The 23,025-nt window shown below is 61.7% G+C and carries 20 protein-coding genes and 1 pseudogene; 10 read left to right on the top strand and 11 right to left on the bottom strand.

Going from position 1 to position 23,025, the window contains the following annotated elements; all coding sequences use genetic code 11:
* Positions 1-203 precede the first annotated feature (203 nt).
* Positions 204-3,197, top strand: a complete 2,994-nt coding sequence (locus tag Thiosp_RS00465) for a PAS domain-containing hybrid sensor histidine kinase/response regulator (protein ID WP_201064376.1) — start codon at positions 204-206, stop codon at positions 3,195-3,197.
* Positions 3,198-3,319: 122 nt separating this feature from the next.
* Here the strand turns inward: Thiosp_RS00465 and Thiosp_RS00460 are convergent, their stop codons facing one another.
* Positions 3,320-3,787, bottom strand: a complete 468-nt coding sequence (locus Thiosp_RS00460) for an Hsp20 family protein (protein ID WP_201064378.1) — start codon at positions 3,785-3,787, stop codon at positions 3,320-3,322.
* 292 nt (positions 3,788-4,079) lie between these two features.
* On the opposite strand from Thiosp_RS00460, the gene arfB reads away from it, so the two are divergent.
* Both arfB and Thiosp_RS00450 read left to right on the top strand, forming a co-directional pair.
* Positions 4,080-4,502: an alternative ribosome rescue aminoacyl-tRNA hydrolase ArfB gene (gene arfB, locus Thiosp_RS00455; protein WP_201064380.1), complete on the top strand. Its 423-nt coding sequence runs from the start codon at positions 4,080-4,082 to the stop codon at positions 4,500-4,502.
* Between the two features lie 22 nt (positions 4,503-4,524).
* A complete protein-coding gene (locus Thiosp_RS00450) occupies positions 4,525-6,135 on the top strand; it encodes a cation:proton antiporter family protein (RefSeq protein ID WP_201064382.1) in 1,611 nt (536 codons plus the stop codon).
* A 4-nt stretch (positions 6,136-6,139) separates the two neighbouring features.
* Here the strand turns inward: Thiosp_RS00450 and Thiosp_RS00445 are convergent, their stop codons facing one another.
* The 6 genes from Thiosp_RS00445 to Thiosp_RS00420 form a co-directional block, all read right to left on the bottom strand.
* Positions 6,140-7,390, bottom strand: a complete 1,251-nt coding sequence (locus Thiosp_RS00445; RefSeq protein ID WP_201064384.1) for a 30S ribosomal protein S1 — start codon at positions 7,388-7,390, stop codon at positions 6,140-6,142.
* A 666-nt stretch (positions 7,391-8,056) separates the two neighbouring features.
* A complete protein-coding gene (locus Thiosp_RS00440; protein ID WP_201062931.1) occupies positions 8,057-8,266 on the bottom strand; it encodes a hypothetical protein in 210 nt (69 codons plus the stop codon).
* Positions 8,238-9,062 (bottom strand): IS21-like element helper ATPase IstB, encoded by an 825-nt coding sequence (istB, locus tag Thiosp_RS00435; RefSeq protein ID WP_201062932.1) that lies wholly within the window; start codon positions 9,060-9,062, stop codon positions 8,238-8,240. The genes Thiosp_RS00440 and istB overlap by 29 nt, the downstream gene beginning before the upstream one ends.
* A gap of 2 nt (positions 9,063-9,064) precedes the next feature.
* Positions 9,065-10,564: an IS21 family transposase gene (istA, locus tag Thiosp_RS00430; protein ID WP_323696454.1), complete on the bottom strand. Its 1,500-nt coding sequence runs from the start codon at positions 10,562-10,564 to the stop codon at positions 9,065-9,067.
* Between the two features lie 17 nt (positions 10,565-10,581).
* Positions 10,582-11,121, bottom strand: a complete 540-nt coding sequence (locus Thiosp_RS00425; protein WP_201062934.1) for a hypothetical protein — start codon at positions 11,119-11,121, stop codon at positions 10,582-10,584.
* 413 nt (positions 11,122-11,534) lie between these two features.
* Positions 11,535-11,720, bottom strand: a complete 186-nt coding sequence (locus tag Thiosp_RS00420) for an integrase (protein WP_201066391.1) — start codon at positions 11,718-11,720, stop codon at positions 11,535-11,537.
* Positions 11,721-12,473: 753 nt separating this feature from the next.
* Here Thiosp_RS00420 and Thiosp_RS00415 point away from each other — a divergent pair.
* Positions 12,474-13,109 carry an HAD-IB family hydrolase gene (locus Thiosp_RS00415; protein ID WP_201066392.1) on the top strand — a complete coding sequence of 212 codons (636 nt, stop codon included), beginning with the start codon at positions 12,474-12,476 and terminating at the stop codon, positions 13,107-13,109.
* A 9-nt stretch (positions 13,110-13,118) separates the two neighbouring features.
* Here the strand turns inward: Thiosp_RS00415 and Thiosp_RS00410 are convergent.
* Positions 13,119-13,638: pseudogene (locus tag Thiosp_RS00410) on the bottom strand (Uma2 family endonuclease).
* A gap of 48 nt (positions 13,639-13,686) precedes the next feature.
* On the opposite strand from Thiosp_RS00410, the gene Thiosp_RS00405 reads away from it, so the two are divergent.
* Together Thiosp_RS00405 and Thiosp_RS00400 are read left to right on the top strand one after the other, a co-directional pair.
* Positions 13,687-13,971: a hypothetical protein gene (locus Thiosp_RS00405; RefSeq protein WP_323697145.1), complete on the top strand. Its 285-nt coding sequence runs from the start codon at positions 13,687-13,689 to the stop codon at positions 13,969-13,971.
* A 126-nt stretch (positions 13,972-14,097) separates the two neighbouring features.
* Positions 14,098-14,316, top strand: a complete 219-nt coding sequence (locus Thiosp_RS00400; RefSeq protein WP_201066394.1) for a DUF2934 domain-containing protein — start codon at positions 14,098-14,100, stop codon at positions 14,314-14,316.
* Positions 14,317-14,689: 373 nt separating this feature from the next.
* On the opposite strand, the gene Thiosp_RS00395 is transcribed toward Thiosp_RS00400, so the two are convergent.
* From Thiosp_RS00395 to Thiosp_RS00385, 3 genes are all read right to left on the bottom strand, one after another.
* Entirely contained in the window at positions 14,690-15,979 is a 1,290-nt protein-coding gene (locus tag Thiosp_RS00395) for a citrate synthase (protein ID WP_201066395.1), read from the bottom strand.
* Positions 15,980-16,163: 184 nt separating this feature from the next.
* Positions 16,164-17,651: a RimK family protein gene (locus Thiosp_RS00390; RefSeq protein ID WP_201066396.1), complete on the bottom strand. Its 1,488-nt coding sequence runs from the start codon at positions 17,649-17,651 to the stop codon at positions 16,164-16,166.
* Positions 17,644-18,774, bottom strand: coding sequence for a GNAT family N-acetyltransferase/peptidase C39 family protein (locus Thiosp_RS00385; RefSeq protein ID WP_201066644.1), 1,131 nt, complete (start codon positions 18,772-18,774; stop codon positions 17,644-17,646). The genes Thiosp_RS00390 and Thiosp_RS00385 overlap by 8 nt, the downstream gene beginning before the upstream one ends.
* Positions 18,775-19,157: 383 nt before the next feature.
* Between Thiosp_RS00385 and Thiosp_RS00380 the strand changes: the two genes are divergently transcribed.
* The 4 genes from Thiosp_RS00380 to Thiosp_RS00365 all read left to right on the top strand — a co-directional run bounded on the left by Thiosp_RS00380 (position 19,158) and on the right by Thiosp_RS00365 (position 23,000).
* On the top strand, positions 19,158-19,535 hold the full coding sequence (locus Thiosp_RS00380; RefSeq protein ID WP_201066398.1) for a metalloregulator ArsR/SmtB family transcription factor: 378 nt from the start codon (positions 19,158-19,160) through the stop codon (positions 19,533-19,535).
* Positions 19,536-19,675: 140 nt separating this feature from the next.
* On the top strand, positions 19,676-20,692 hold the full coding sequence (locus tag Thiosp_RS00375) for an ArsJ-associated glyceraldehyde-3-phosphate dehydrogenase (protein WP_201066399.1): 1,017 nt from the start codon (positions 19,676-19,678) through the stop codon (positions 20,690-20,692).
* A gap of 3 nt (positions 20,693-20,695) precedes the next feature.
* On the top strand, positions 20,696-22,042 hold the full coding sequence (arsJ, locus tag Thiosp_RS00370; protein WP_201066400.1) for an organoarsenical effux MFS transporter ArsJ: 1,347 nt from the start codon (positions 20,696-20,698) through the stop codon (positions 22,040-22,042).
* Complete coding sequence (locus Thiosp_RS00365; protein WP_201066401.1) at positions 22,035-23,000, top strand: permease; 966 nt, start codon at positions 22,035-22,037, stop codon at positions 22,998-23,000. Before arsJ ends, Thiosp_RS00365 begins: the two co-directional genes overlap by 8 nt.
* Positions 23,001-23,025 lie beyond the last annotated feature (25 nt).

Below are 23,025 nucleotides of genomic sequence, written 5' to 3'. Positions count from 1 at the left end.
AGTGGAACGATGCCGCCAATGTCGAAACCGCGCAGGCGCAAGCAGCCGCACGGATGGTGCTATGATGCGGTGATGCTCTTTTTCGCTTTATCAGCAATTGCTTATAGGGTAATGTGTTAATGCGCTCTCCGGGGATTGGCTTTGTCCTTGTTCTGATAGGTATTGGTCTTTCTGTTGGGTTTTTGTTTTTTGCCAACTCCGAGTTGGCGGAAACTCGTGAGGGTGCCACCAAACAGCTTGCCGCCATGAGTGCGGGCGATGCCGAGGCCTTGGTCCAATGGCGTGGCGAGCGTCTCGCCGATGGCAAGACATTTTCCTCCGGTTTGCCGGAGCGACTGGCAAGCTGGCGCGTGCAGAGCTTTCCCGCGATGCCCGAGGCTTCGGCACTGTCTGCGCGCCTGCAGACGACGCTGGCGGCCTACAACTACTCGGGTGTGCGCCTGTTTGATTCCAGCGGGCGGGCAATGATCAGTCTGGTGGCGCCCGGGGTTGCGCTGCAGGCGCTCGATCGGCTCGATACCATCACCTTCAAAGGCGAGGAGTCAGTCCTGACACCGCTGAGCCTTGTCGAAGGACGCAAGGCGAGCATGATCCTTAGCGTGCCGCTCTGGTATCAGGGCGCTCAGGAAGGGCGCCTGAGCTTCCTGATCGAGCCGCAGGCGTTTCTGGCGCGGCAGCTTGGTGCCGATTCGATTACGCCCGACGGCACCCATGCGATGCTGCTGCAAGATGTCGACGGAGACTTGCTCTGGTTTGCCTCTCAGCCCGCGTTTGCCACGCTCGAGCAGCCTGAAAACACCGAGGGGTCAGAGCCAGGCGACTGGCGCTTGCGCGAGGTGCCGCCGGCGGTGGCGGCCGCGCTCGCCGCCTGGCGCGAGTCTCCCCAAGAGGCCTCGCGGATCTTTGTCGATGATAGCGGCGTTGAGCGGTTCGTCCATTTTGAGGGTGTCCCCGATAGCCCGTGGGTGGTGATGTCCACGAGCGAGCGCATGGCGGTTTGCGGGCCTTGCATCAAGCGGCAGGTCACCATCGGCTTGGCCTTACTGCTGTTTTATCTCCTCACGGCTGTAACCCTGATCAGTTGGCGGCGCGCCCAGTTGGAGCGCGAGGCGGCGCGGCGTAATCAGGTGCTGAGCGCGGCGGCTGCGGCGATGCCGGGGGCGCTCTATGTGGCGGATGCCAGTTCCGGTTCGTTCAATACGCTCTTTATCAGCGACGGCATTTATCATCTGCTCGGCTGCAAGCCGGACGCCTTTCAGTCATTGCCCGATTTTTTCGTCAAGTCGATTCACGATGAGGATCGCGCCGGAGTGCTCGCTGCTTTGAAAGCACTGGTTGCATCAGACGACAGCGTGGGCGCGCTGAATTACCGCGCCTGGCGCTGCGATCGCTCGCGCTGGCAGTGGATTGAGGACCGCGTTTTCGTCGAGCGCAACGAGCGCGGCAAAGCCAGGCAACTGTATGGCGTGATGTTTGACATCACCGAGCGCAAGCTGGCCGAGGACGCCCTGCGGGATCACAACCAGACGCTCGAGTCGCTCAATGCCGAGCTCAAGACCGCCAACGCGCGCGCCAACCAACTGGCCGAGCAGGCCTCCGCGGCCAGTCATGCCAAGAGCGAGTTTTTGGCCAACATGAGCCATGAGATTCGCACCCCGCTCAACGCCATTATCGGCATCACTGATCTTCTGGCTGAAACGCAGCTTGATGACGAGCAGCACCAGTATGCCAATACGCTGCGCGGCGCCAGCCGCAGTCTGCTGGCCTTGATCAACGATATTCTCGATTTCTCCAAGATCGAGAAAGGGCGCCTGACGCTGGAGCGGGTTGCCTTCCCGCTTGACCCGCTGATCGAAGAAGTCGTCACCGTGGCCGCCGTGCAGGCGGACGCCAAGGGGCTCGAATTCCTGGTGGATGTGGATCAGCGCGCGCCGGCATGGCTGCTGTGCGATCCGCTGCGCTTGCGGCAAGTGCTTATCAACCTGCTCGGCAACGCGGTCAAGTTCACCGCTGGGGGGGATGTCACCCTGAGGGTCGCAACGGTTGCAACCGGCACGATGGATGGCGATCATGCGGCGGCACAAGCGTTGGAGTTTTCGGTGTCCGATACCGGCATCGGGATTGATCAGGAACGTCAGGCCTCGCTGTTTGAAGCCTTTACCCAGGCGGACAGTTCCACCACGCGCAAATTCGGCGGTACTGGCCTGGGGCTCAGCATCGCCTCTCAGCTGGTTGCTCTAATGGGCGGGACGCTGCGGGTAGAATCCGGCGCGGACGCGGGCAGCAGGTTTTTCTTTTCCCTGCCGTTGGAGGTGCCCAATGTGCCCGAGGCGCCGGCGCCATTGCCACCTGATGCCTTGCGCGACCGGCGCGCGCTGCTTCTGGTCGAGCACGAAAAGCTCGCTGAGCTGCTGTCTCGGCAGCTGGTGGCGCTCGGCATGCAGGTGGAGGTGGCGGTAGATGTTGCCGGCGCTCGCGCGCTGCTGGCAGGCGAAAGCCCCCCGGAACTCATGGTGATCGACTACAGCGTGGTGCAGTCTGCTACCGCCGAGACCATCGCAAGACTGCGCGAGCAGTGTGGGCCGGCGTTTCCGCGCACCCTTGTGATCGCGCCGGGTAGCCTCTATGGTCAAGCCGTTAGGCTGAGCGTGTCTGGCTTGGCTAGAGTGGTGACCAGCAAGCCGGTGCGCCGCGATACATTGCAACGGGCGCTTGCCGAGGTCTTTGAGCTTGGTGTGGAGCACACTAAGGCGACAGTCGCTGGCAGAGACACAACAGAGAACAGGACCAGCAACGAGGACGCGCCTATGAACAACGCCTGCATTCTGGTTGCCGATGACGAGCCGACTAATCAGGTCGTGCTCAGGAAGGTGCTTGAAAAGCTCGGCCATCGCGTGATCCTGGCCTCCAATGGACGCGAGGCGATCGAGCTGCTGGCGCAACAGCCCTGCGATCTGGTGCTGATGGATGTGCGCATGCCGGAAATGAACGGCCATCAGGCCACGCAAGCCATTCGCGCGGCGGATTCCACCGCGCTCAATCCGCGTGTGCCCATCATTGCACTGACAGCCGAGGCAGTGACGGGCGAGCGCGAGTCGGCGCTTGAGGCGGGCATGGATGACTTCCTGACCAAGCCAATCGAGATTGCCTCGCTCCGAGAGACCATTCAGCGCTGGCTGGTGAGTCGGGCCTTGTGACCCGGGGCCGGGGTTCCATTTCCCACGCACATGAAAAGACCGGGGCTTTGGCCCCGGTCTATCGTTTAGCTCAGCCTATGAAGCGCTGAGCCGATTCGCTTTGCGGCGATGTACCGCTTCGCTCAAGCTGCCTTCGCGTGCTCGCTTTCGATGAAGCCCTGCTGAGCGGGTTGATCGCGACGGATCTCGATCTTGCGGGTCTTCATGGCTTCAGGCACCTCGCGCTCGAGGTCGACGTGCAGCAGGCCGTTCTCCAGACGAGCATCGACCACTTTCACGTAGTCGGCGAGCTGGAACTTGCGCTCGAAGCTGCGATTGGCGATGCCGCGATAGAGGAACTGACGGTCCTTAGTCTCCTCACGGCGCTGACCGGTTACGCTCAGCACGTTCTCTTTTACCTCAAGCCCCAGTTCGTCCTCGCCGAAGCCGGCGACGGCCAGGGTGATGCGGTAGTTGTTCTCGCTCTCGAGCTCCACATTGTAGGGGGGGTAGCCACCCGGCTCGCTGCGGTAGGCGTTCTCAAGCGACGAAGCCAGCCGATCGAAGCCGATCATGGAGCGGAACAGAGGTGAGAAATCAATCGTAGTCATGACATATTCTCCAAATGAGCAATACGTTACAAAGGTGGCGTTCGCAAGGAACCGCCGTCTTGACGCCCCTAGGCGCGCTGTTTGATTCAGCAACCTGATTCAGTATCTGGGACGCCGCAGCCCCTATTCGGCGACTGCGTTATGTAAACTAGTACCGATTTAGCACTCTGTCAAGGGGAGTGCTAACAATTTTTGTCTGGTGGCAGCGCTGCTCGCGTCTTGAGTCTTTGCGCGGCCTCCGATACTGTCGCGATGCAAAGGGGCGTTGTCAGCCCCAAGGGTGTCCTGATTGATGCTTGAAATCACGTCCAGACTGTTGATCCCCGATGGCGAGTTGTCCGAGCGCTTTCTGCGCGCGCCAGGTCCGGGCGGGCAGAACGTCAACAAACTCGAGAGCGCTGTGCAGTTGCGCTTCGATGCTGCGCACTCCTCGGCGTTGCCCGAGGATGTTCGGCGCCGTCTGTTGCAACTGGCGGGCAGGCGCGCGGATCAGAATGGCGTGATCACCATTGAGGCGCATCGCTTCCGCACCCGCGAGCGCAATCGCGAGGACGCGCGCGAGCGTCTAGCCGGCTTGATCCGCCAGGCGCTCCATCGTCCCAAGCGCCGCATCGCCACCAAGCCAACCCGGGCTGCGCGCGAACGCCGGCTCCAGGCCAAGCAGGTTCAGAGCCGGCGCAAGCAGCAGCGCAGGCGACCACCAGATAACGACTAGCAGCGGTGAAGTTGGGGGCGATATGACGGGAACCATGGCCTGGTTGGCGAGTGCTTTTTTGTTTGGCCTGATCGCGCGGCAGGTCGGTTTGCCGCCCTTGGTGGGTTATTTGCTGGCCGGCTTCGGGCTGCAGGCCTCCGGGGCCGAATCCACCGACATGATCGGGCGTTTCTCCGATCTTGGCGTGACGCTGCTGCTGTTCACCATTGGTCTCAAGCTGCGTTTGAGCAGCCTGGTGTCGCCGCATGTCTGGGGTGTTGCGGCAGTGCACATGCTGGTGTTTATGGCTTTGGCTTTGCCGCTGTTGTTCTTGCTGGGTTGGCTCGGATGGCCGCATGTCGGAGGCACCACGCCCGCCGGTGCTTTGTTGGTGGCTTTCGCGCTCAGTTTTTCGAGTACCGTCTTTACCGTCAAGGTGCTGGAAGACAAAGGCGAGATGGGCGCGCTCTACGGCACCATCGCCATTGGCATTCTGGTGGTACAGGACTTGGCGGCGGTGCTCTTTCTCGCGGCATCGCTCGGTAAGACGCCGACGGTCTGGGCGCTGGCGCTATTTCTGCTGTTGCCCCTGCGCCCGGCGCTGCTCTGGCTGCTTGAGCGTGCCGGTCATGGCGAACTGTTGCTGCTGTTCGGCATCAGTCTGGCGCTTGGCGGCGCGCAGGTATTCGAGCTGACGCATGTGAAGGGTGATCTCGGTGCGTTGCTGCTCGGGATACTGATCGCCTCGCACCCGAAAGCGACCGAGTTGGCCAAGGCGCTGCTGGGTCTCAAGGATCTGTTTCTGGTGGGTTTCTTTCTCAGTATTGGGCTCAGTGCCACGCCCAGTGCCGATATGCTACCGCTGGTGCTGGTGCTGCTCGGGTTGCTGGTGGCCAAGGGGTTTTTGTTCGAGCAGCTGCTGCTTGCCTTTCGCCTGCGCGCGCGCACCGCCCTGCTGTGCGGGCTGTCGCTGTCGAGCTACAGCGAGTTCGGCTTGATCGTCGCTGCGGTGGCGGCAAAAAACGGGTGGCTGTCCGATGACTGGCTGGCCATTATCGCCATTACCTTGGGCGCCTCGCTGATCATTGCCTCGGTACTCAATGCGCGCTCACACAACCTGTATGAATTGTTCAGCGCGCGCTTGCGCCGTCAGGAACGCACCCGGCGTCTGCCGGTGGAGCGGGAGATCGATCCGGGCAATGCCAACGCCATGATTATCGGCATGGGTCGAGTCGGTACCGGCGCTTATGATAGTCTGGCGCAGGATCGTGGCATGCTCCCCGTGGGCATTGATGCCGACCCCGATTCGGTCGCGCGCCATGCTGCCGGCGGCCGCAATGTGGTGCAGGGAAGTGCGACAGACGCTGACTTCTGGCACCGGCTGCATCTTGATGACGGCCATGTGAAGCTGGTGCTGCTGGCCATGCCGCGGGTGTCCGAGAACATTTTCGCTGCCGAGCATCTGCGCAAGGAGGGCTACACCGGGCTGATCGGTGCTATCGCCAAGTTCCCGGACGACGAGCCCGCGCTGCGCGCGGCGGGCGTCGGGCAGGTGTTCAATCTTTACGCCGAAGCCGGGTCCGGTTTTGCCCAGCATGTGTGCAGCGCGCGGCAAGATGCCGAGCCGCAAATAGCAGCGCTGAAGGGTGGCTAAGGGTTTACTTGTTGTCGAGTTGCTCGCGCAGCAGCTCGCCTAGGGTGCCGATCCCCGAGCTCTGGCCGGTCTTTGCTGCGGCGTTCTCGCCGGCCTTGCCCGGCGATGCACCAGCGCTCATTGCGCTGGATGATGCGTCTGTGCTGGCCGCGCTGGATACCTCGCCATCCGCGCTTGCCAGTGCAAGCGAGATACGCCGCCGCTCTGGATCGACACCGAGCACCCGCACTTCAACAGCCTGGTCGCTCGCAATCACTTCCTGCGGATGAGCGATACGCCGCCCGGCGCCGAGCTCGCTGATGTGAATCAGGCCCTCAAGGCCTTGTCCAAGATCGACGAAGGCGCCGAAGGGTTGCAGGCGAGTTACCTTGCCGGCGAGCAAGGTGCCGACAGGAAAACGGCTGGCGGCATCGGACCAGGGGTCTTTGGCGAGCGCGCGAATCGACAGCGCGATTTTTTCCGGGCGTTTGGGATTATTGGTCTGCTCGATGCGCAGCACCTGCACCTCGATCTGCTGGCCCGGTTGCAGCATTTCTTCCGGATGACGCACATGGCCGTAGGCGAGCTCGCTGATATGCACCATGCCTTCGATGCCGCCGAGGTCGACGAAAGCGCCGAAATCCTTGAGCTGGGTGACGGTGCCGTTTAGCACGCTGCCGACGTCGAGCTTGGCGCGGGTCTCTGCCGCCGTGGCGGCCTGGGCTTCTTCGAGCAGCGCGCGGCGCGAGACCACCAGATCGAGCCGCCGTCCACCGGAGAATTTGGTGATGCGAAACGCATAGCGCTCCCCGATCAGGGTCGAGAGGTCTTCGATAAAGCGCAGATCGACCTGCGAGGCGGGGCAGAAGGCGCGATGTCCGGAGACCTGCACCTCCACGCCGCCCTTGACCGCGGCGGTGATTTGCCCTTCGACCGGCTGGCCATCGCGGTAGGCGGCTTCGAGCTCCTCCACGCCATGCAGGGCGTGGCCATGGCGCTGGCCGAGCCGCAGCGCGCCGGAGTCGGCGTCGATGCCGGTGACCTGATTCGAGATGGTGTCGCCGACCTGCGCCTTCAGGCTGCCGTCCTCGGCGGTGAGGTTAGCGATGTCCATCAGCGCCTCGGTTTTGCCGCCAATGGCGACGAACACCTGGTCGGCGTCGATGGCGACGATTTCGCCCGTCACCCGATCGCCGATCTTTGGCTCCTTGCGGGAGGCTTTGGTCTGAGGCTCGCTCTCCTCGAGCATTGCCGCGAAACTGGTTTCTTCCGTCATGTGATCACAATGTCCGTTGCTGAGCAGCCGTGCGGCCCTGTGTAGAAGCCCGCGGCCAGAAAGCGGTCATTGTACCGAGTGGCTGCGCGCTTTTCCGTTGTTTTATCCGTTCGAGGATGCGGCGTGGTTTGCTCGAAAAGGAGCGTAACACGGAGTGGCAGTTGCGCAGCTTGACTTAAAGAGCGGTACTGCACCCATGAGATCGACCTGAAGACTGCAGCACAAGATCTGATCGCCTCAGAATCGCGCAAAACAGCGCGCTCTTCCGAGAATCGTGTAAGAGTTTCCCCGTAGAATGCCCTTGAAGTATACTCAATATGCGCGCGCCTGACATAGCCGAGCGTGGAATTGTATCCAGCCTAAAATATTCGGCGTTGGATCGGATAGCTGGTGCCAAGACAGGGGCTTGGAAAGCCCGCCGCAGCCGCAGGACAGTCGGGTTCTGACCATTAAGTCGGGATCTATCCTAACTGGGCTAAGCAGAATCCGGACTGTTATACGTGTCGTGAAGAAAATATCTAACGGCCACTATGTGGAGCTGTTAGCGGCTGAACAAACCTGCGGATAAACGGTGAAGTCCAGCCGCCCGACAAAGCGACGCCCTCGCTGAAGGCGAAGGGTGAGCCACCGAACAGCGAGCCGCGCCCGGTGGCCGGTGAAGGTCACTCAGAACGGATCATCGTTGTAGGAAGGAAACAACGGCAAGGGCAGCTGACGTTCATCGCGCAGTTGCTCCTGATAGGCCTGTTCGCGGGCCTCGGCGATAGCGAGGCCATGGATCTCATAAATTCCCTCGCAGAGCATCTCCAACCAGTCAACGACCGCCAGCGCCTGCTCGGGCGACCAATCATAGGGAATCATCGGGGGTGGATACATGCTCCTCTCCTGGCTGTGCTGGAGGCGTCTTTGACGCCGGCTTGGTCCGTGCCGCGCGCTGCTCACGCCGCCGCGTCGCGGACTCCTTCGCCTCCTTGAGCCGATAGGACTCCCCATCGATCTGAATGATCTCCGCGTGATGGACCAAGCGATCGATCAGCGACACCACACAGGCGGCATTGGGAAACACCTCCCCCCACTCGGCAAAGGGGCGGTTCGTTGTCACCAGGGTCGGATGCCTCTCATAGCGGCGTGACACCACCTCAAAGAGCAAATCCGCGTGGCGGTTGGAATACGACAGATACCCGATCTCATCGATCAGCAACAGCTGCACGCGGGCATAGGCATTCAGGCGCGCGCGCAGCGCCCGCTCCCCGTCGGCTTCCAGCAGCGCATTGAGCATCGCCGCCGCCGACGTGCACAGCACCGTGCGCCCGGCCAGCACCGCCTGCCGCGCCAGATTGCGCGCAATCGTCGTCTTGCCCACCCCGTTGGGGCCGATCAGCACCACATTCAGCGCCTCGGCGACAAAGCCAAGGCCCATCAACTCCTCAATCGCCGCGCGATCACAGCGCTTGGGCCAATTCCAATCGAAATCCGCCAGTGGTGTGAACCGCCCCAAGTGCGCCTGCTTCATGCGTCGCTCCAGCGAGCGCTGCGCCCGGGCCTCTTCCTCCCACTGCAACACGCTCACCAGCCAAGGCGCGTCCACCACCTCCGCCCAATGCGCCAGCACCCCATAGAGCTTCAGCGCCTGGGCGCGTTGTTTCAGCATCTGCGGATCCTGTTCACTCATGCTCAGTCCTCCCGTGGCGGTTCATCATGCAACTGGTCGTAATCCCCCAGCGCCGGGGTGCGCACCACCACCTCGCGCACCCGCGCATCCGCCGGCAGGGTGACCGGAATCGGCGGCGGCTGTCCGCGCGCCTCGCGGCGGCGCTCCAGCGCCAGGCGCACCGCATTGGGATGCGGCACCTCGCGCGCCAGCGCCTCCTCGATTGCCGCTGTCAGCTCCGCCGCCCCATAGGAATCGAGCAGGCGCAGCAAAGCCGCCGTCATGCTGCCCAAGGGCTCCCCGCGTTCAGCGGCCTGGGTCAGCAGGGTCTGACTGATCGGTACCGCCTGGATCAACCGATCCTGCCCCCGGTGCTGACGCGCGGCGCGCTTGCGCGCCACCAGCTCGGCCACATGCGCCGGGTCCTCCACCTGCGCCCCGGCATCGAAGGAGCGCGCATGAGTGGCGATCACCGCGGCCCCATCGAGCACCCGCACCTGCCCGAGCGACGCCACCACCGTGAGCGTGCGGCGCACATGAGTGTGGGGAATGGAATAGTCGTTGCGGTCAAAGCGCACATAGGGCGTCTTCCCGACCGACACCGCCACCTGCTCTTCGGTAGGAAAGGGAACCGGCGGCAAGGCCAGCAGATGCGGGCGTTCTTGTTCAAAAACCGCGCGCACTGACTGCGCGCGGTCCTCCGGGCACGGCCGATCCGCCGCCTGGCCCTGACACCAGGTATCAGCCTGGGCATTCAAATCCGCCAGATCACTGAAGGTGCGCGCAGCAAAGAAACTGTCGCGAATGTAGCGAATCGCCCGCTCCACGCGGCCTTTTTCATTCCCTCGCGCCACCGCGACCGGACGTGGCTCGAAGCGATAATGACCGGCCAGTTCCAACAGCGTTGGATGAAAGCGTATTGCCTCGCCCTGGCGCTCAAGCACCGCGCTTTTGAGGTTGTCATACAGCAGCACCCGCGGCACGCCGCCCCAGGCCGCGAAGGCGCCGACATGCCCGCGCAGGAAGTTGGCCATCTGGGCATCGAGAAAGAAGCGCAGAAACACCGCCCGCGAGAAGCTCAGCACCATCACAAAGGCCATCAGGGTGCGGGTGGCCCGGCCAATGGTGAGCTTGCCAAAGTGGCCCCAGTCGACTTGGGCCTGCTCACCGGGCAGGGTCTTTAAGCGCAGAAAGGCCTCGGGCTGCGGGCGTGGGCGCACATGGGCAATCAAATGGCGGAAATGATCCGGCCCGCCGCGATAGCCGCGCTCGCGCACCATGGCATAGAGCCGGCTGGCGGTGAGACGCGGATAGGTCTTGAGCGTCTCCACGACAAAGGGCAGATAGGGGTCGATGAGCGAGGGACGCGCGGCGCGCTCGACTTTGGGCAGTCCGGACTGGGACAGCACCCGATCGACGGTGGCGTGATGCACGCCGAGCTGCTGGGCGATGGTGCCGACGCGCCAGTGCTCAGCAAGGAAGTAGCGCAGGATCTTGGCTTCGAGCTCGGAAGGGATGGTCATGATGGCTCCTGTTGGCTTCAGGGGTCGCGGCCAGCAACGCCTGACTGCGGGCGGCGGAGAAAACCTTGGCGCAGAAGAGGCGAGCACTCACACCCGCAGCGATGACAGGGCACCTCGGGGACCTGGGCATCATCGGCAACCGCCGCGGGATTGAGAACGGCGACCGGCTCTGCCACGGCAATCGGCGTGGGGGTGTTCTCACAGGAGCATTGATCGGATGGGCGCGGGGGTGAACCCTGATGCGTCACTTTTTCGCGCTGGCGACGGCGGTAGCGCGCTTGGCGGGCGGCATGGGTATGGCGCCCGCGACGGCTGGATTGGTAGCGTCGGGCGGCGGCACGCTGGGCGTCGTGCCGGGCACGTTGTGCGCAGGTGGGGCCGCAATAGCGGTTGCCGCGATCACAGCGACTGCAGAGTACGACCTGCTGACGGCAACGGGCACAGAGGAACAGACGGGCACTGAGGCATGGGGCGCAATGGGCGCACATCGGCGGCTCCCGCCGATGAGGGTGGATGTATTCTCCCGCCAGGCCGATACTGCCGGCGGGCCGTGCCATGCACGGTTGGGGGCGCGGTCGCGGAGAGACTGTGGTGGTCGAAGCCGCGGTCGCGCCTGTCTCAACGGCCCCAAGCCTCTACCTGCTTTTTCCGCGGTTGTCACCCCCGACGAGGGCGATGACGCGACCCTCCCGCAACACCAAGCCGCCGCGCGCGGGCGCTGCGCCGAGGAGCGCACACCGTCCAGTCGCCCTCCGGGCTCCTTCCCGGTGTGCGCTCCTCGGCCCCTGGATCTGCCTTTCCACACCAACCTGAGACTGGGGTTTGTCACCAGCCTCGTTGGCGGTTGACTGCGCTATTCACCGGCTATAAGCGCTTTTTGAGCGCCATCTACAGGAGCTACAAACTATGTGACGTTCGGATGCTGATTGCTGGGCTGACCTGCGTTGGAGCCAGCCCGTTCTTCGCATAGTTACAGGTTCTCCAGGAACTGGCGTAGCGCGTCAGTTGGCTGGAAACGGGAAGGAACGACGGCGGTTGGCTCTTGCAGGCGCGCGAGCGCTTGTTCCTTCATGGCGATATTCGCCTCAACATACTGATCCGTCGTGGTCGGTGTTTCATGCCCGAGGTAGAGTGCAATGTCGTTGAAGTTACTCACAACACTTCAGAAAACCGGCAGACTATGTGAAGTTCTCGTGTCGCACGCCGCGCCTCAAAGCCAGCAACGGCGCAATGGCTGGGTAAAAAATTTCACCGAACTTCACATAGTTCGAAGCCACACATAGTGGCCGATACCCGCCTTCCGGTTGGGTTCCGATCATCGTCTCCGACCATCAGAGACGCTTGGGCAGTTAAAGACCAGCTTCTTGGTGTTGAGTAGTTGCCATTCAATTGTTGAAATTGCCCAATTCCCTGAAAAAATTAGGTCGGGGCTGCTAACGGGGTCGCCGTAGTCCAGCGTTGGAACAGCAAAGAGTGGGCGATAGGAGACTTCTCGGGCGGCGACAACCGCCTTGTCCTTTCCTGTCCAGTGCAGCGATGACATAAGGTTCGACCTATCCGCCCTCGGTGCACGTCATACCAAGGGCCAATAGGAGGATGCGCCTAACGCCAGCGCACGGCGGCGGTTAGTATAGATTAAGACGTTTGAAAACGTGGGTCTCATCCGGAAAAGACACGAGTCGAGCCTCGTCCTGATTGGTAAAGGTTTCCCATCCCGTTTGCGCTCAGCCTTTTCGTGCCCGAATATCGGCGCATCATTCGAGCACCGCTCCAGCTCATGATAAAATTTCAGTCGTTGGCCACTCTGCACAAGACGCTCCCAGAAGGCCGATAGGCAAAGATTTTAGCCACCCGTCTCAGGGGAGCAAATCAGAATTCCAAGTAACATGCCGCGCAGGGGTTTATTCGATTGACGCATCCTAGAGTCCGAAAAATCGTCGCCGCTTTTGATTTCGACGGAACCATTTCCACTCGCGATACCTTCCTTCCCTTTTTGTTCCGCGCCTTTGGCTGGAGTCGGGTGCTGCGTGTCCTGATTCCGCTAGCGGGCGATGGGTTGCGGGTTCTTCTCGGGCGCGCCAGTCGCGATGCCTTCAAGGCGCGGCTGATTGAGCGACTCTTTACCGGCGCGCCCGTTAGCGCGATCACTCCCTATGGACAAGGCCATGCCGAGGCGGTCCGGCGGATACTGCGGCCTCAGGCGCTTGAACGCATCGAATGGCATCGCGCGCAAGGGCATCGGCTGGTGATGGTCAGTGCTTCTTTGGAGCTTTATCTTCGCTATGTTGCCGCGTATCTGAGGTTCGATGACCTTCTCTGCACGCAACTGGGGGAGGAGGGCGCTTGTTTCGACGGGCGCATGGCAGGCGGCAATTGTCGCGGTCCGGAGAAAGTCAAACGTTTAGAAGGGCTGCTTGGGGACTTATCCGAACTGGAAATTTACGCTTACGGCGATTCGGACGGTGACCGGGAGATGCTGGAGATCGCTCAACACCCGTTCTATAAGCCTTTTCGCGACAAGCAAACAGGTACGGCAGGTTCCTGACAACATCACCTAGACCCAGAGCGTGGCGAGTCTCAGCTCCAATTCGCTGAAGGCCGGCGCATGAACGACCGCATCGGCAGCGGCCTTGAGCAGCAAGCCCAGCGGCCCTGCTCTAGCCCATAGGCCTCTAGGGTGCGGAGTTTCGGGTCCACCAGCAGGCAACGCCGTAATGGGCATAAAGCGGCAGCTTGATCTCGCGGTCCTTGCTGGCGGTGGACGGTGAGAGAATCTCGCAAATCCAGTCCGGCACCACTCCGAAACAATGGCCGTCCGGAATCTTGGGCATTCGCTTGCGCCGCCAACCGGCCAGGTCCGGCACCGCAACCTCTCGGTCGCGGACGAAGTGGATCTCCGGTTCAATCAAAATCCACCAACCGCCGGAGCCATCACGCCCACCTTGACCGTAGGCTGGGATCAGATCGCCGGCCAGCATGCTCTCCGTGTAGGCATGGGGTCCTGAGGGCCTGGGCTGAGTATGCAACTGCCCATTGAGAATCTCGCCGGTTAAGCCTTCTGGTAAGACCTCCAGTTGTTCGTAGAGCGGTCGTTGGTTCCTGCAGCCCTCATAGAAGGGGTCATGAGTATCAAGCCCACCGAGACGGCGCGCCACCCAACCGGCCTGCTGCGAAGCGCGCTCGTCCCGCGAGCAGCCAGCCTGTCATGGAACGGAAAGTCCAGCACACTGGTTCTGCGCGCCGCTGCGCACTTGGACTTGACCATGATCGAGCAAGTTCAGCATGCCATCGACTACCTGCGCAGCGCCGCCATGGAGACGCTGGTCGTGGACATGAAGGCCACCCAAAAAACTTCGACTCCGGCCTGGGCCTGTTGCTGCTGCTCAACCTGCACGCCAGCCATCTAAAAAAACCGATCTATCTCACCCACTGTACATCTCGTGTTAGGGGCCGCCTGGCGCGGGTCGGAGTGCTGGGACACTTTCGAGTGAGGTAATGTGCGCCCGCAAATCCATCCGACAGAGGTAACTTATATGACGACGACAACGACCACTCCGAGAAAGCGCAAAAGCATGCAAGCAACGGCCAACGCATGGGCCGACAACTTCGACCCGCCAGGCGACGACCGCCCTGCGCAAGACGAAAAAATCGCCGAGCTCGCCTACCTCAAGGCCCAAGGGCGAGGATTCGAGGCCGGCCACGAGATGGAAGACTGGCTCGCGGCTGAGGCCGAACTGGCGAAGGTTGACTGATGACTCCCTGCCACGGGACTCGAACAAGGCGCCGAGTCGTTTCTCGATACGCCACGTTTTCAGTCTAATCTCATCACGTCTCGAATCCATACGTCGCAGTTGGTTGATCGCTGCCGAGCTGTTGTTCTGTAGGCCAAATACCCAAGCCAGCTCGATCCGCAATAACACCATCGCGCCATCGAAGGCGATTAAACCAGCGTTTTCTTCGCCTACTCTGCGGCGCTGGGCCTGAGCGTGACCGTGGAAGTTGCCAGCAACAAGGATCGGCTGGACATGGCGGTGCGGTTCAACGGCCAGCCCATCCAGCTGATCGACGTAGAATCCAGTCGAAAGCGTGGTACGGGCGTAGGATTCGACATCAAGACGCTCGTCTTCAGGATCGAGCGTCCCTCGGAACGTGATCGGTCACGCCAGGCCCGACGTAGACCTGGCGCGGACGCGCGATCCGGCTTCCCGGCGTTTGAGCCTGCTCCCACCAATGGGCGATCCAGCCCGGCAGTCGACCGATGGCAAACATGACGGTGAACATATTGGTCGGGATGCCGATGGCGCGCATGATGATGCCGCTATAGAAATCGACATTCGGGTAGAGCTTGCGCTCGACGAAGTAAGGATCCTCCAGCGCGATCTCTTCGAGCTTGCGCGCGATGTCGAGCAGGGGATCCTTGTACCCGAGCGTGGGCAGAAGCCGCTCGGCCACCTTGCCCAGCATCTTGGCGCGGGGGTCGAAGTTCTTGTAGACCCGATGCCCGAAGCCCATCAGCCGCACCTTGCTGTCCTTGTCCTTCGCGAGTCGCACGTACGCTTCCGGGCTGAGCTGGCCCTGATGGATCTGCTCAAGCATGTCCAGCACTGCGGCATTGGCGCCGCCATGCAGCGGCCCCCAGAGGGCACAGACACCTGCGGCGCAGGAGGCGAAGAGATTCGCTTGACTCGATCCGACCATCCGAACCGTCGAGGTCGAGCAGTTTTGCTCGTGGTCCGCGTGCAGCAGCAGGACCAGGTTGATGGCATCACGCACGATCGGATCGCACAGGTGCTCCGCATAGGGCTGCGAGAACATCATGTGCAGGAAGTTCGGCACATAGCGCAATTCTGGGTTGGGATAGATGTAGGGCTGGCCCACTGAGTGGCGATAGGCATAGGCCGCGATTGTGCGGATCTTGCTGATGAGCCCGGCCGCCGCGACCCGGAAGCGATCGGCATCCTCCAACTCGAAGAGCTCGGGGTGGAAGCAGGACAAGGCGTTGATCATGGCCGACAGGATGGCCATGGGCGGCGCCGAGCGCGGGAAGCCCTCGAAGTGGTGCTTCATGCTCTCATCGAGGTTGGCACTGGCCGTCAGGTTGTCAGAGAAGGCCTTGTACTCGTCCGCGCTCGGCAGGCGTCCAAAGATGAGCAGCCAGGCGACCTCGACGAAATTCGGCGCCTGCTCGAACTGCTCGATGGGAATGCCGCGATAGCGGAGAATCCCCCGCTCGCCATCGATGAAGGTGATGGCGCTCTCGCAGCTCCCGGTATTGCCGTAACCCGGATCGAGCGTAATGTGCCCGGTACGCGCTCGTAGATTTTGGATATCGATGGCGCGCTCGCCCTCAGCCCCTTCGATGACAGGAAATCGATATTCGGTTTCACCCAGGATCAGGATCGCATCATTGGACATACATCAGATCTCGGCCATCAGCTTGTCGTAATATATGGCAAGTTGCTTCAGCTGGAGAATCGGGCAAGCACTCTCGCGCAGACCGACGTGATTGAGGGAGCGCATCCGTCGAACCAGGAAAAATTTGGTATGCGCCCGATGCAGAAACGTGCTTACTAGAAGCTTGGCGAACAATACCTGACACTCATGGCAGGGCACCACGCCGGCGTTCAAGCCGCGTGATCATTTCCCCCAGAATGCGGCGATAGAGGTCATCGCCGAGCACCCGGTCTTCAATGCCGCTATCAAGATTAGGGTTGTCGTTGACCTCAATAATCACCGCGCCATGCGGGGTCGCTTTGACATCGACGCCGTAGAGACCGTCGCCGATCAGATTGGCGGCCTTGAGCGCGACGTCAACCACATCGGCTGGTACATCCTCGACGGCCATGGTCTCAAAGCGGCCCTCGTTGTGGCGACCGTCGCTGTGGTGATGGACAATCTGCCAGTGGGCCTTACTCATAAAATATTTGCAGGCATAAAGTGGACGCCGGGCGAGCAAGCCAATGCGCCAGTCAAACTCGGTGTAAAGAAATTCCTGCGCTAAAATGAGATCGGACTCGCGCAACAACCGCGCTGCCATGTCGAGCAATTCGTTGCGGTTGCTGGCCTTAAATACGCCGCGCGAAAAAGACCCCTCGGGAATTTTCAGCACCACGGGGTAGCCGATGGCGGCTTCCACATCGAGCAGCGTCTCCCGGCGCAGAATCAGCGTGCGCGGGCGCGGCACCCGGTTGGCCTCCAGCAGTTCAGCCAGAAATACCTTGTTGGTGCAGCGCAGAATGGAGTCCGGATCATCAATCACCACCATACCCTCGCTGGCCGCCTTCTTGGCGAAGCGAAAGCTGTGGTGGCCGATGCGGGTGGTCTCGCGAATCAACAGGGCGTCGTATTCCGCTAGGCGCGCAAAGTCGCGCGGCTGGATCAGCTCGACATTCAGACCGAGCTGGCGCCCGACGCGCTGGAATTTTTGCAAGGCTCTGGGATTCGAAGGTGGCAGATCTTCCTGCGGATCGTGCAGCAAGGCCAGATCGTAGCGGTATTCGGGACGCGCGCGCGGCTGCCGCCAGGGGCGCGACAGGTAGTGTTCAAGCGCGGCAAAAAAAGCGCTCTCTTGTTCGGCATCCAGGCTGTGCAGCGACAGCGCGCGCAAGCTGCTGATGCGCCATTGCGGTTGCGCTTTGAGTTCGACCCGCAGGATGGGACAGCGGAAGGTCTCGAACACTCGGCGCGCGAAGGGTTGCAGCTCCGGCTCGGCACACTGACCGAACATGAGCGTCAGGGTGCGGCTTGCGGTGGCCCCATTAGCGGTCGCCGCTGTGAGTGCCCGCGGCACGCTGGCATTGAGTCCGTCGGTCATCAGCCCATAAAGATCGCGGCTGGACACCTCCTGCATGGTGCCGACCGCTGGAATCGCCTTGTGACCGCGCGCCTCGGCAAGCAGGGAACAATAGTACCCCAGGCTCAGATACCGATAGCTCCGACAGAGATTAATGATGCGCACCCGTCGCCGCGCCGCTGGACCATGAGAAACACCCTGACTCAGATACTCGCGCGCCGTTACCACCGGAAGTGTTGGAAAATGGGTCTTCCAGTCGCCCGCCTGCTCGACCAGCAACAGATGCTCAGCCATGGGCGCTCGGCTCTGGACGGGAAATCAACACCACGGCCTGAAGCCCGGCGCGCCCATAACGGGCCATGCGGCGGAATTCACTGGGTTGAATTGGCATGTTCATCGAATCGAGCGCAGTCTCGCCATTGTTGATATCGACATAGGGATCATGGACATAGATGAAGCTGTCATCGCAGCCGGTCACCACCACCCAGTGGGGAAACTTCTCCGCATAGATGCGGTAGGAGCTGATCAGCACCAGAGGCACCGCTCCCGCAACAAAGCGCGCCTGCATGGTTTCCACATCCAAATTGGCGTAGGTCACAGGGATGCCGAGGCGTTCGATCTCAGACAGCATGTCCTCGTGCACCAGGCGCATGACTTCTTTCTTCTCCGGGCTACGGACAGAGTCGATCAGCGGCACGCCGCGATCGTTGACGAACACCTCCGCCAGAAATCCCCGTCGATGCGCCGCAAGTGCCAACCCAAAGGGACCGCAGCCGCCGTGGCCGGAGGTCATGAAAATGGTGGTCGCCTCGCGCCAGATGCGAAGTTCCAGGGTGCGGTCGAGGCTAATGCGCCCATCTAGCGCTTTGAGCGCCATCATCAGACAGGAGGCACCGCAGGTGAAGTCCAGCGTCTGCTCGTAGAAGGGCACGCCTGGCCCGGTCGCGACCGGCCCCAGCGCGGGCATCAGCGCCTTTTCGTAGCGCAGCGCCTCCATCTTGTCCTGGTAATAGGCGGGGCGCATGCCGAAACGGCGGTAGCCCAGACGCTCAAATAGGCGTTGCGAGGCGAGGTTGTCACGGCGGATTTCAAGGCGCAGATAGGCGCGCTGGCGGACCCAGGTCGCGCGCTCGGCCGCCTCGACCAGAGCACGGCCAACGCCTTGCCCGCGCGCGGCTTCGGCGACGGCAATGGAATACAGCCGCGCCACCGAAGTCGCGCGGTTAAAGAGCACCAGCACGTCACCAAGCAGGGTTGGCGGCGTCTCCGAATCATCCCTGAGCGCGACCAAAAACTCCGCCTGCGCCCGAGTGATCAGATGACGCAATTGTCGGCGCGTCAGGCGGTCACCGGAAAAGGCGGCCTGTTCAAGCGCCAGCAGGGCATCGAGATCGGCGATTTCAGCGGGACGAATCAGCCAGGACAGGGTCGCGTTCTCCTCAATATTTGCACGACCGAAGCATAGCGCAATCGAGTGAGAAAAACGTCCAGGCTCAGATTCTTTTCCAAGCAGAGAGAAAAGGTCTTCATCTGGCAGCCTGACTGTCCGGCTGCGCTTAAAAAAGCTATCGGCATGACCGAATAGATCAGTGATTGCACTGCGGCACGATTTGCGCAGGGGATGCGTATCGCCACCACGGCGGATTGGGCGAGCGCTGGCATCATCAGGTCTGCTGCGCTTGCGGTTGACAGGCCGCTGGGGTGGCGGCACTCTCGCAGATCGTGGTTTCACGGCTAACCCTGGGTCCGCTGCGAGCTTCAGACTTCCCACTTCAACCTTCACACTCCAATAAGACATCCGTGTCCATCGCCCCCACCGCTTTCTTCTCCGCGCTGGCCAACGATACCCGTTTGCGCATGCTGATGCTGCTGCTGCGCGAGGGCGAGCTGTGCGTCTGCGAGCTGACGCAGGCGATTGGCGTTTCCCAACCCCATGTCTCGCGCCATCTGGCGCAACTGCGCGAGTTGTCGCTGGTGGCCGATCGGCGCGCTGGCACCTGGATTTACTATCGAATTCACCCCGATCTGCCGGCTTGGGCGTGCGCTGTCCTGCGCGAAACAGCCGCAGGTCTCGCAGATGCCACACCTTTTCGCGAGGATGCCAAGGCGCTGGCGGCCATGGCCAATCGACCCGGCGCGCCGCGTTGTGGCGGGGTTTTGGATCAGCAAGCTCCTTAGTTGACGAGGGGCCGGCTATCACCGAGGGCTCCCCGGTCCGGTAGGCCGGCTTTTTTCGGCTCCGTTAAATCTGTTTTTTGCAATATAACAAATGTCGTATATTATCGCGACCAGTGTTCTGCGAATCAGGGGGAAAACACATGACCGTCAGCATTGGCATCAACGGTTTCGGTCGCATGGGGCGGCTCGCGTTGCGCGCGGCCTGGGGGCGGCTGAGTGAGGGAGAACGGGCGCAGGGTATCACCCGCATCAACGAGATCGCCTGCGATGCGGCTGGCAGCGCCCATCTGCTGGAATTCGACTCGGTTCATGGGCGCTGGCCTTATCCCTGCGCGGGAGAAGACGACCGACTGACCATCGACGACCAGTCTTTGCACTACAGCTCGGCCAAGACCATCGCCGAGGGCGACTGGTCGAACTGCGACATCGTCATTGAGGCCACCGGCAAGCATCACAAGCAGCCGGAATTGCTCGACGGTTACTTCGCCCAAGGGGTGAAGAAAGTGCTGGTCGCGGCGCCGACCAAAGGCGCGCTGGATATCGTCTATGGTGTGAATCACGACCGCTATGATCCAGAGCGGCATCCGTTGGTCACCGCCGCTTCCTGCACCACCAATTGCCTGGCGCCTGTGGTCAAGGTCATGCACGAGCAGGTTGGCATCCGTCACGGCAGCATGACCACCCTGCATAACATCACCAACACCCAGCGCATCGTCGATCTGGGCCATAAGGATCTGCGCCGAGCACGCGCTTGCGGTCAGTCGCTCATCCCGACCACCACCGGCAGCGCGCGGGCAATCACCAAGATCTTCCCGGAGCTGACCGGCAAGCTGAATGGCCATGCGGTGCGGGTGCCGCTGCTCAATGCCTCGCTGACCGATTTTGTCTTCGAGGCCGAGCGTTCCGTCACGGCCGAGGAGATCAATGCGCTTCTCAAAACCGCCGCCGAAGGCGAGCTGGCCGGCATTTTGGGCTATGAAGAACGCCCGCTGGTGTCGGTCGATTACCTGAACGACCCGCGCTCCTCCATCGTCGATGCATTATCCACCCTGGTGGTGAACGACACCCAGGTGAAGATCTATGCCTGGTACGACAACGAATGGGGCTATGCGAATCGGATGGTCGATATTGCGCATCTTATCGCCCGCGCGCTCTAACCCATGAACAGCGCCACCCGCAATTATCTGACGGTGACGGCCGGGTACTGGGCCTTCACCATCACCGATGGCGCCATCCGCATGCTGGTGGTGCTGTATTTTCATCAGCTCGGCTATTCGCCTTTCGAGGTCGCGATGCTGTTCCTCTTCTATGAGGTCTTCGGCATCCTCACCAACCTGGTCGGCGGTTGGCTGGGGGCGCGCATCGGGCTGAATCTGACCATGCACATCGGCATGGCGTTGCAGGTGGCGGCGCTACTGATGCTGACAGTGCCAGATGCCTGGCTGGCGGTGGTCTATGTGATGGCCGCTCAGGCGCTCTCTGGCATTGCGAAGGATCTGAACAAGATGTCGGCCAAAGCCTCGGTCAAGAGCCTGACCGGACAGGGCGCGGGAGCCGAGTCCAAGCTGTTTAACTATGTTGCGGTGCTGACCGGCTCAAAGAATGCGCTCAAAGGCGCGGGCTTTTTCGTCGGCGCAGCGTTGCTGCAATGGATTGGCTTTCGTGGCGCGCTCTTGGTGCTGGCGGGCCTGCTGTTTCTGGTGCTGGTGATTACCGCGCTGTTACTGCCCTCGGGCATCGGCAAGCTCAAGGAGAAGGCCAAATTCACCCAGGTTTTCTCCAACACCCCGGCGGTCAACTGGCTGTCGGCCGCGCGCTTTTTTCTGTTCGGCGCGCGCGATGTCTGGTTTGTGGTGGCCTTGCCGGTATTTCTGTATGAAGTGCTCGGCTGGTCCTCCACCCAGGTCGGTGCCTTTCTGGCGCTCTGGGTGATCGGCTATGGCTTTGTGCAGGCCGGCGCGCCGGTGCTGCTGCGCGGGCGGGCGTTGACGGATGCCGAAGGCCAAGTGTCGCGCGCGGGGCCGGGTGGCGCCTCGGCGCGCGGCTGGGCGCTGGTGCTGGCGCTGATCCCGGCCGCCATGGCATTGGCGATGATCCATGGGCCGGACAGATTCCCCAAGCTGGCTGAGTCGTTCGCCGCGCGTTCGGGGCTGGATTTGAGCTGGTTCGCAACACTCACCACGGGTCAACTTCAGGGGGATATCCTGATTGTCGGCCTGGTGCTTTTTGGTATTGTCTTCGCCATCAACTCGGCACTGCACTCCTATCTGATTCTGGCCTACTCGGATTTCCAAAAAGTCTCGATGAATGTCGGTTTCTACTACATGGCCAATGCCGGCGGACGGCTGATCGGGACAGTACTCTCGGGACTCATCTATCAAACACAGGGGTTGACGGGCTGCCTGTGGTGGTCGGCGAGTTTTGTGCTCGCGGCCTTTGCGCTCTCCTTGCCTTTGCCCGCCGTGACTGGAGCCACATCAACAGCAGAGGCCCACACAGATGGCTGAAGGACCTTTCGTCACCCTGGGCAATGTCATCGCCTATGACCTCCTTGGCTTGGCGCCCGAGTCTCACTTGGGCGCGGCGGTGCAGTTTTTCGTCATGGACACCGCCAAGATCTTCGCCATGCTGGTGCTGGTGATCTATCTGATGGGCCTGCTGCGTGCGCTCATGTCGCCGGAGAAGGTGCGCGCCTATGTGCGCGGCAAGCCGGTGTGGGCGGCGCGTGCGAGTGCCATTGGTCTCGGCGCCATCACGCCTTTCTGCTCCTGCTCCTCGGTGCCGTTGTTCATCGGCTTTGTTGAGGCAGGGATTCCGCTCGGCGTGACTTTTTCCTTCCTGATCGCCAGCCCCATGATCAACGAGGTCGCGGTGGTCATCCTGATCGGCCTGCTCGGCTGGAAGCTGACCCTGCTCTATGTCGGCGCCGGATTGCTGGTCGCCTGGTTTGGCGGCCTGGCAATGGAGCGCTTCCGCCCCGAGCGCTGGGTGGAGGATTATGTGTGGAAAATTCAGGTCGGCGAGGCGCAGACGCAAACACCGGACACCTCGCTCGCCGGTCGCCACCGTTACGCCGTGGGCGAGGTGCGCGAGATTCTGCGCCGGCTGTGGAAATGGGTGCTGATTGGCATTGGCCTCGGCGCACTCTTTCACGGCTATGTGCCCGAGGACTGGGTGGCGGCCCATCTGAATGAATCGGCCTGGTACAGCGTGCCAGCCGCCGTCATTCTCGGCGTACCGCTCTACTCCAATGCCACTGGCGTGATCCCAGTCGCCGAGGCGCTGCTCGGCAAGGGCGTAGCCATCGGCACCGTGCTGGCGCTGATGATGAGCATCGCCGCGCTTTCGCTGCCGGAGCTGATCATCCTGCGCAAAGTCATCCGCTGGCCGGCACTGGCGCTCTATGCCGGGGTGCTGGCGCTGTCTTTCACCCTGGTCGGCTGGGGGTTTAACTGGCTGACGTGATTTTTTTGGCCACGAATTCAGCCAC

Source organism: Thiorhodovibrio litoralis, assembly GCF_033954455.1.
Classification (GTDB): domain Bacteria; phylum Pseudomonadota; class Gammaproteobacteria; order Chromatiales; family Chromatiaceae; genus Thiorhodovibrio; species Thiorhodovibrio litoralis.
This window is presented reverse-complemented; position numbering and strand designations above follow the sequence as displayed.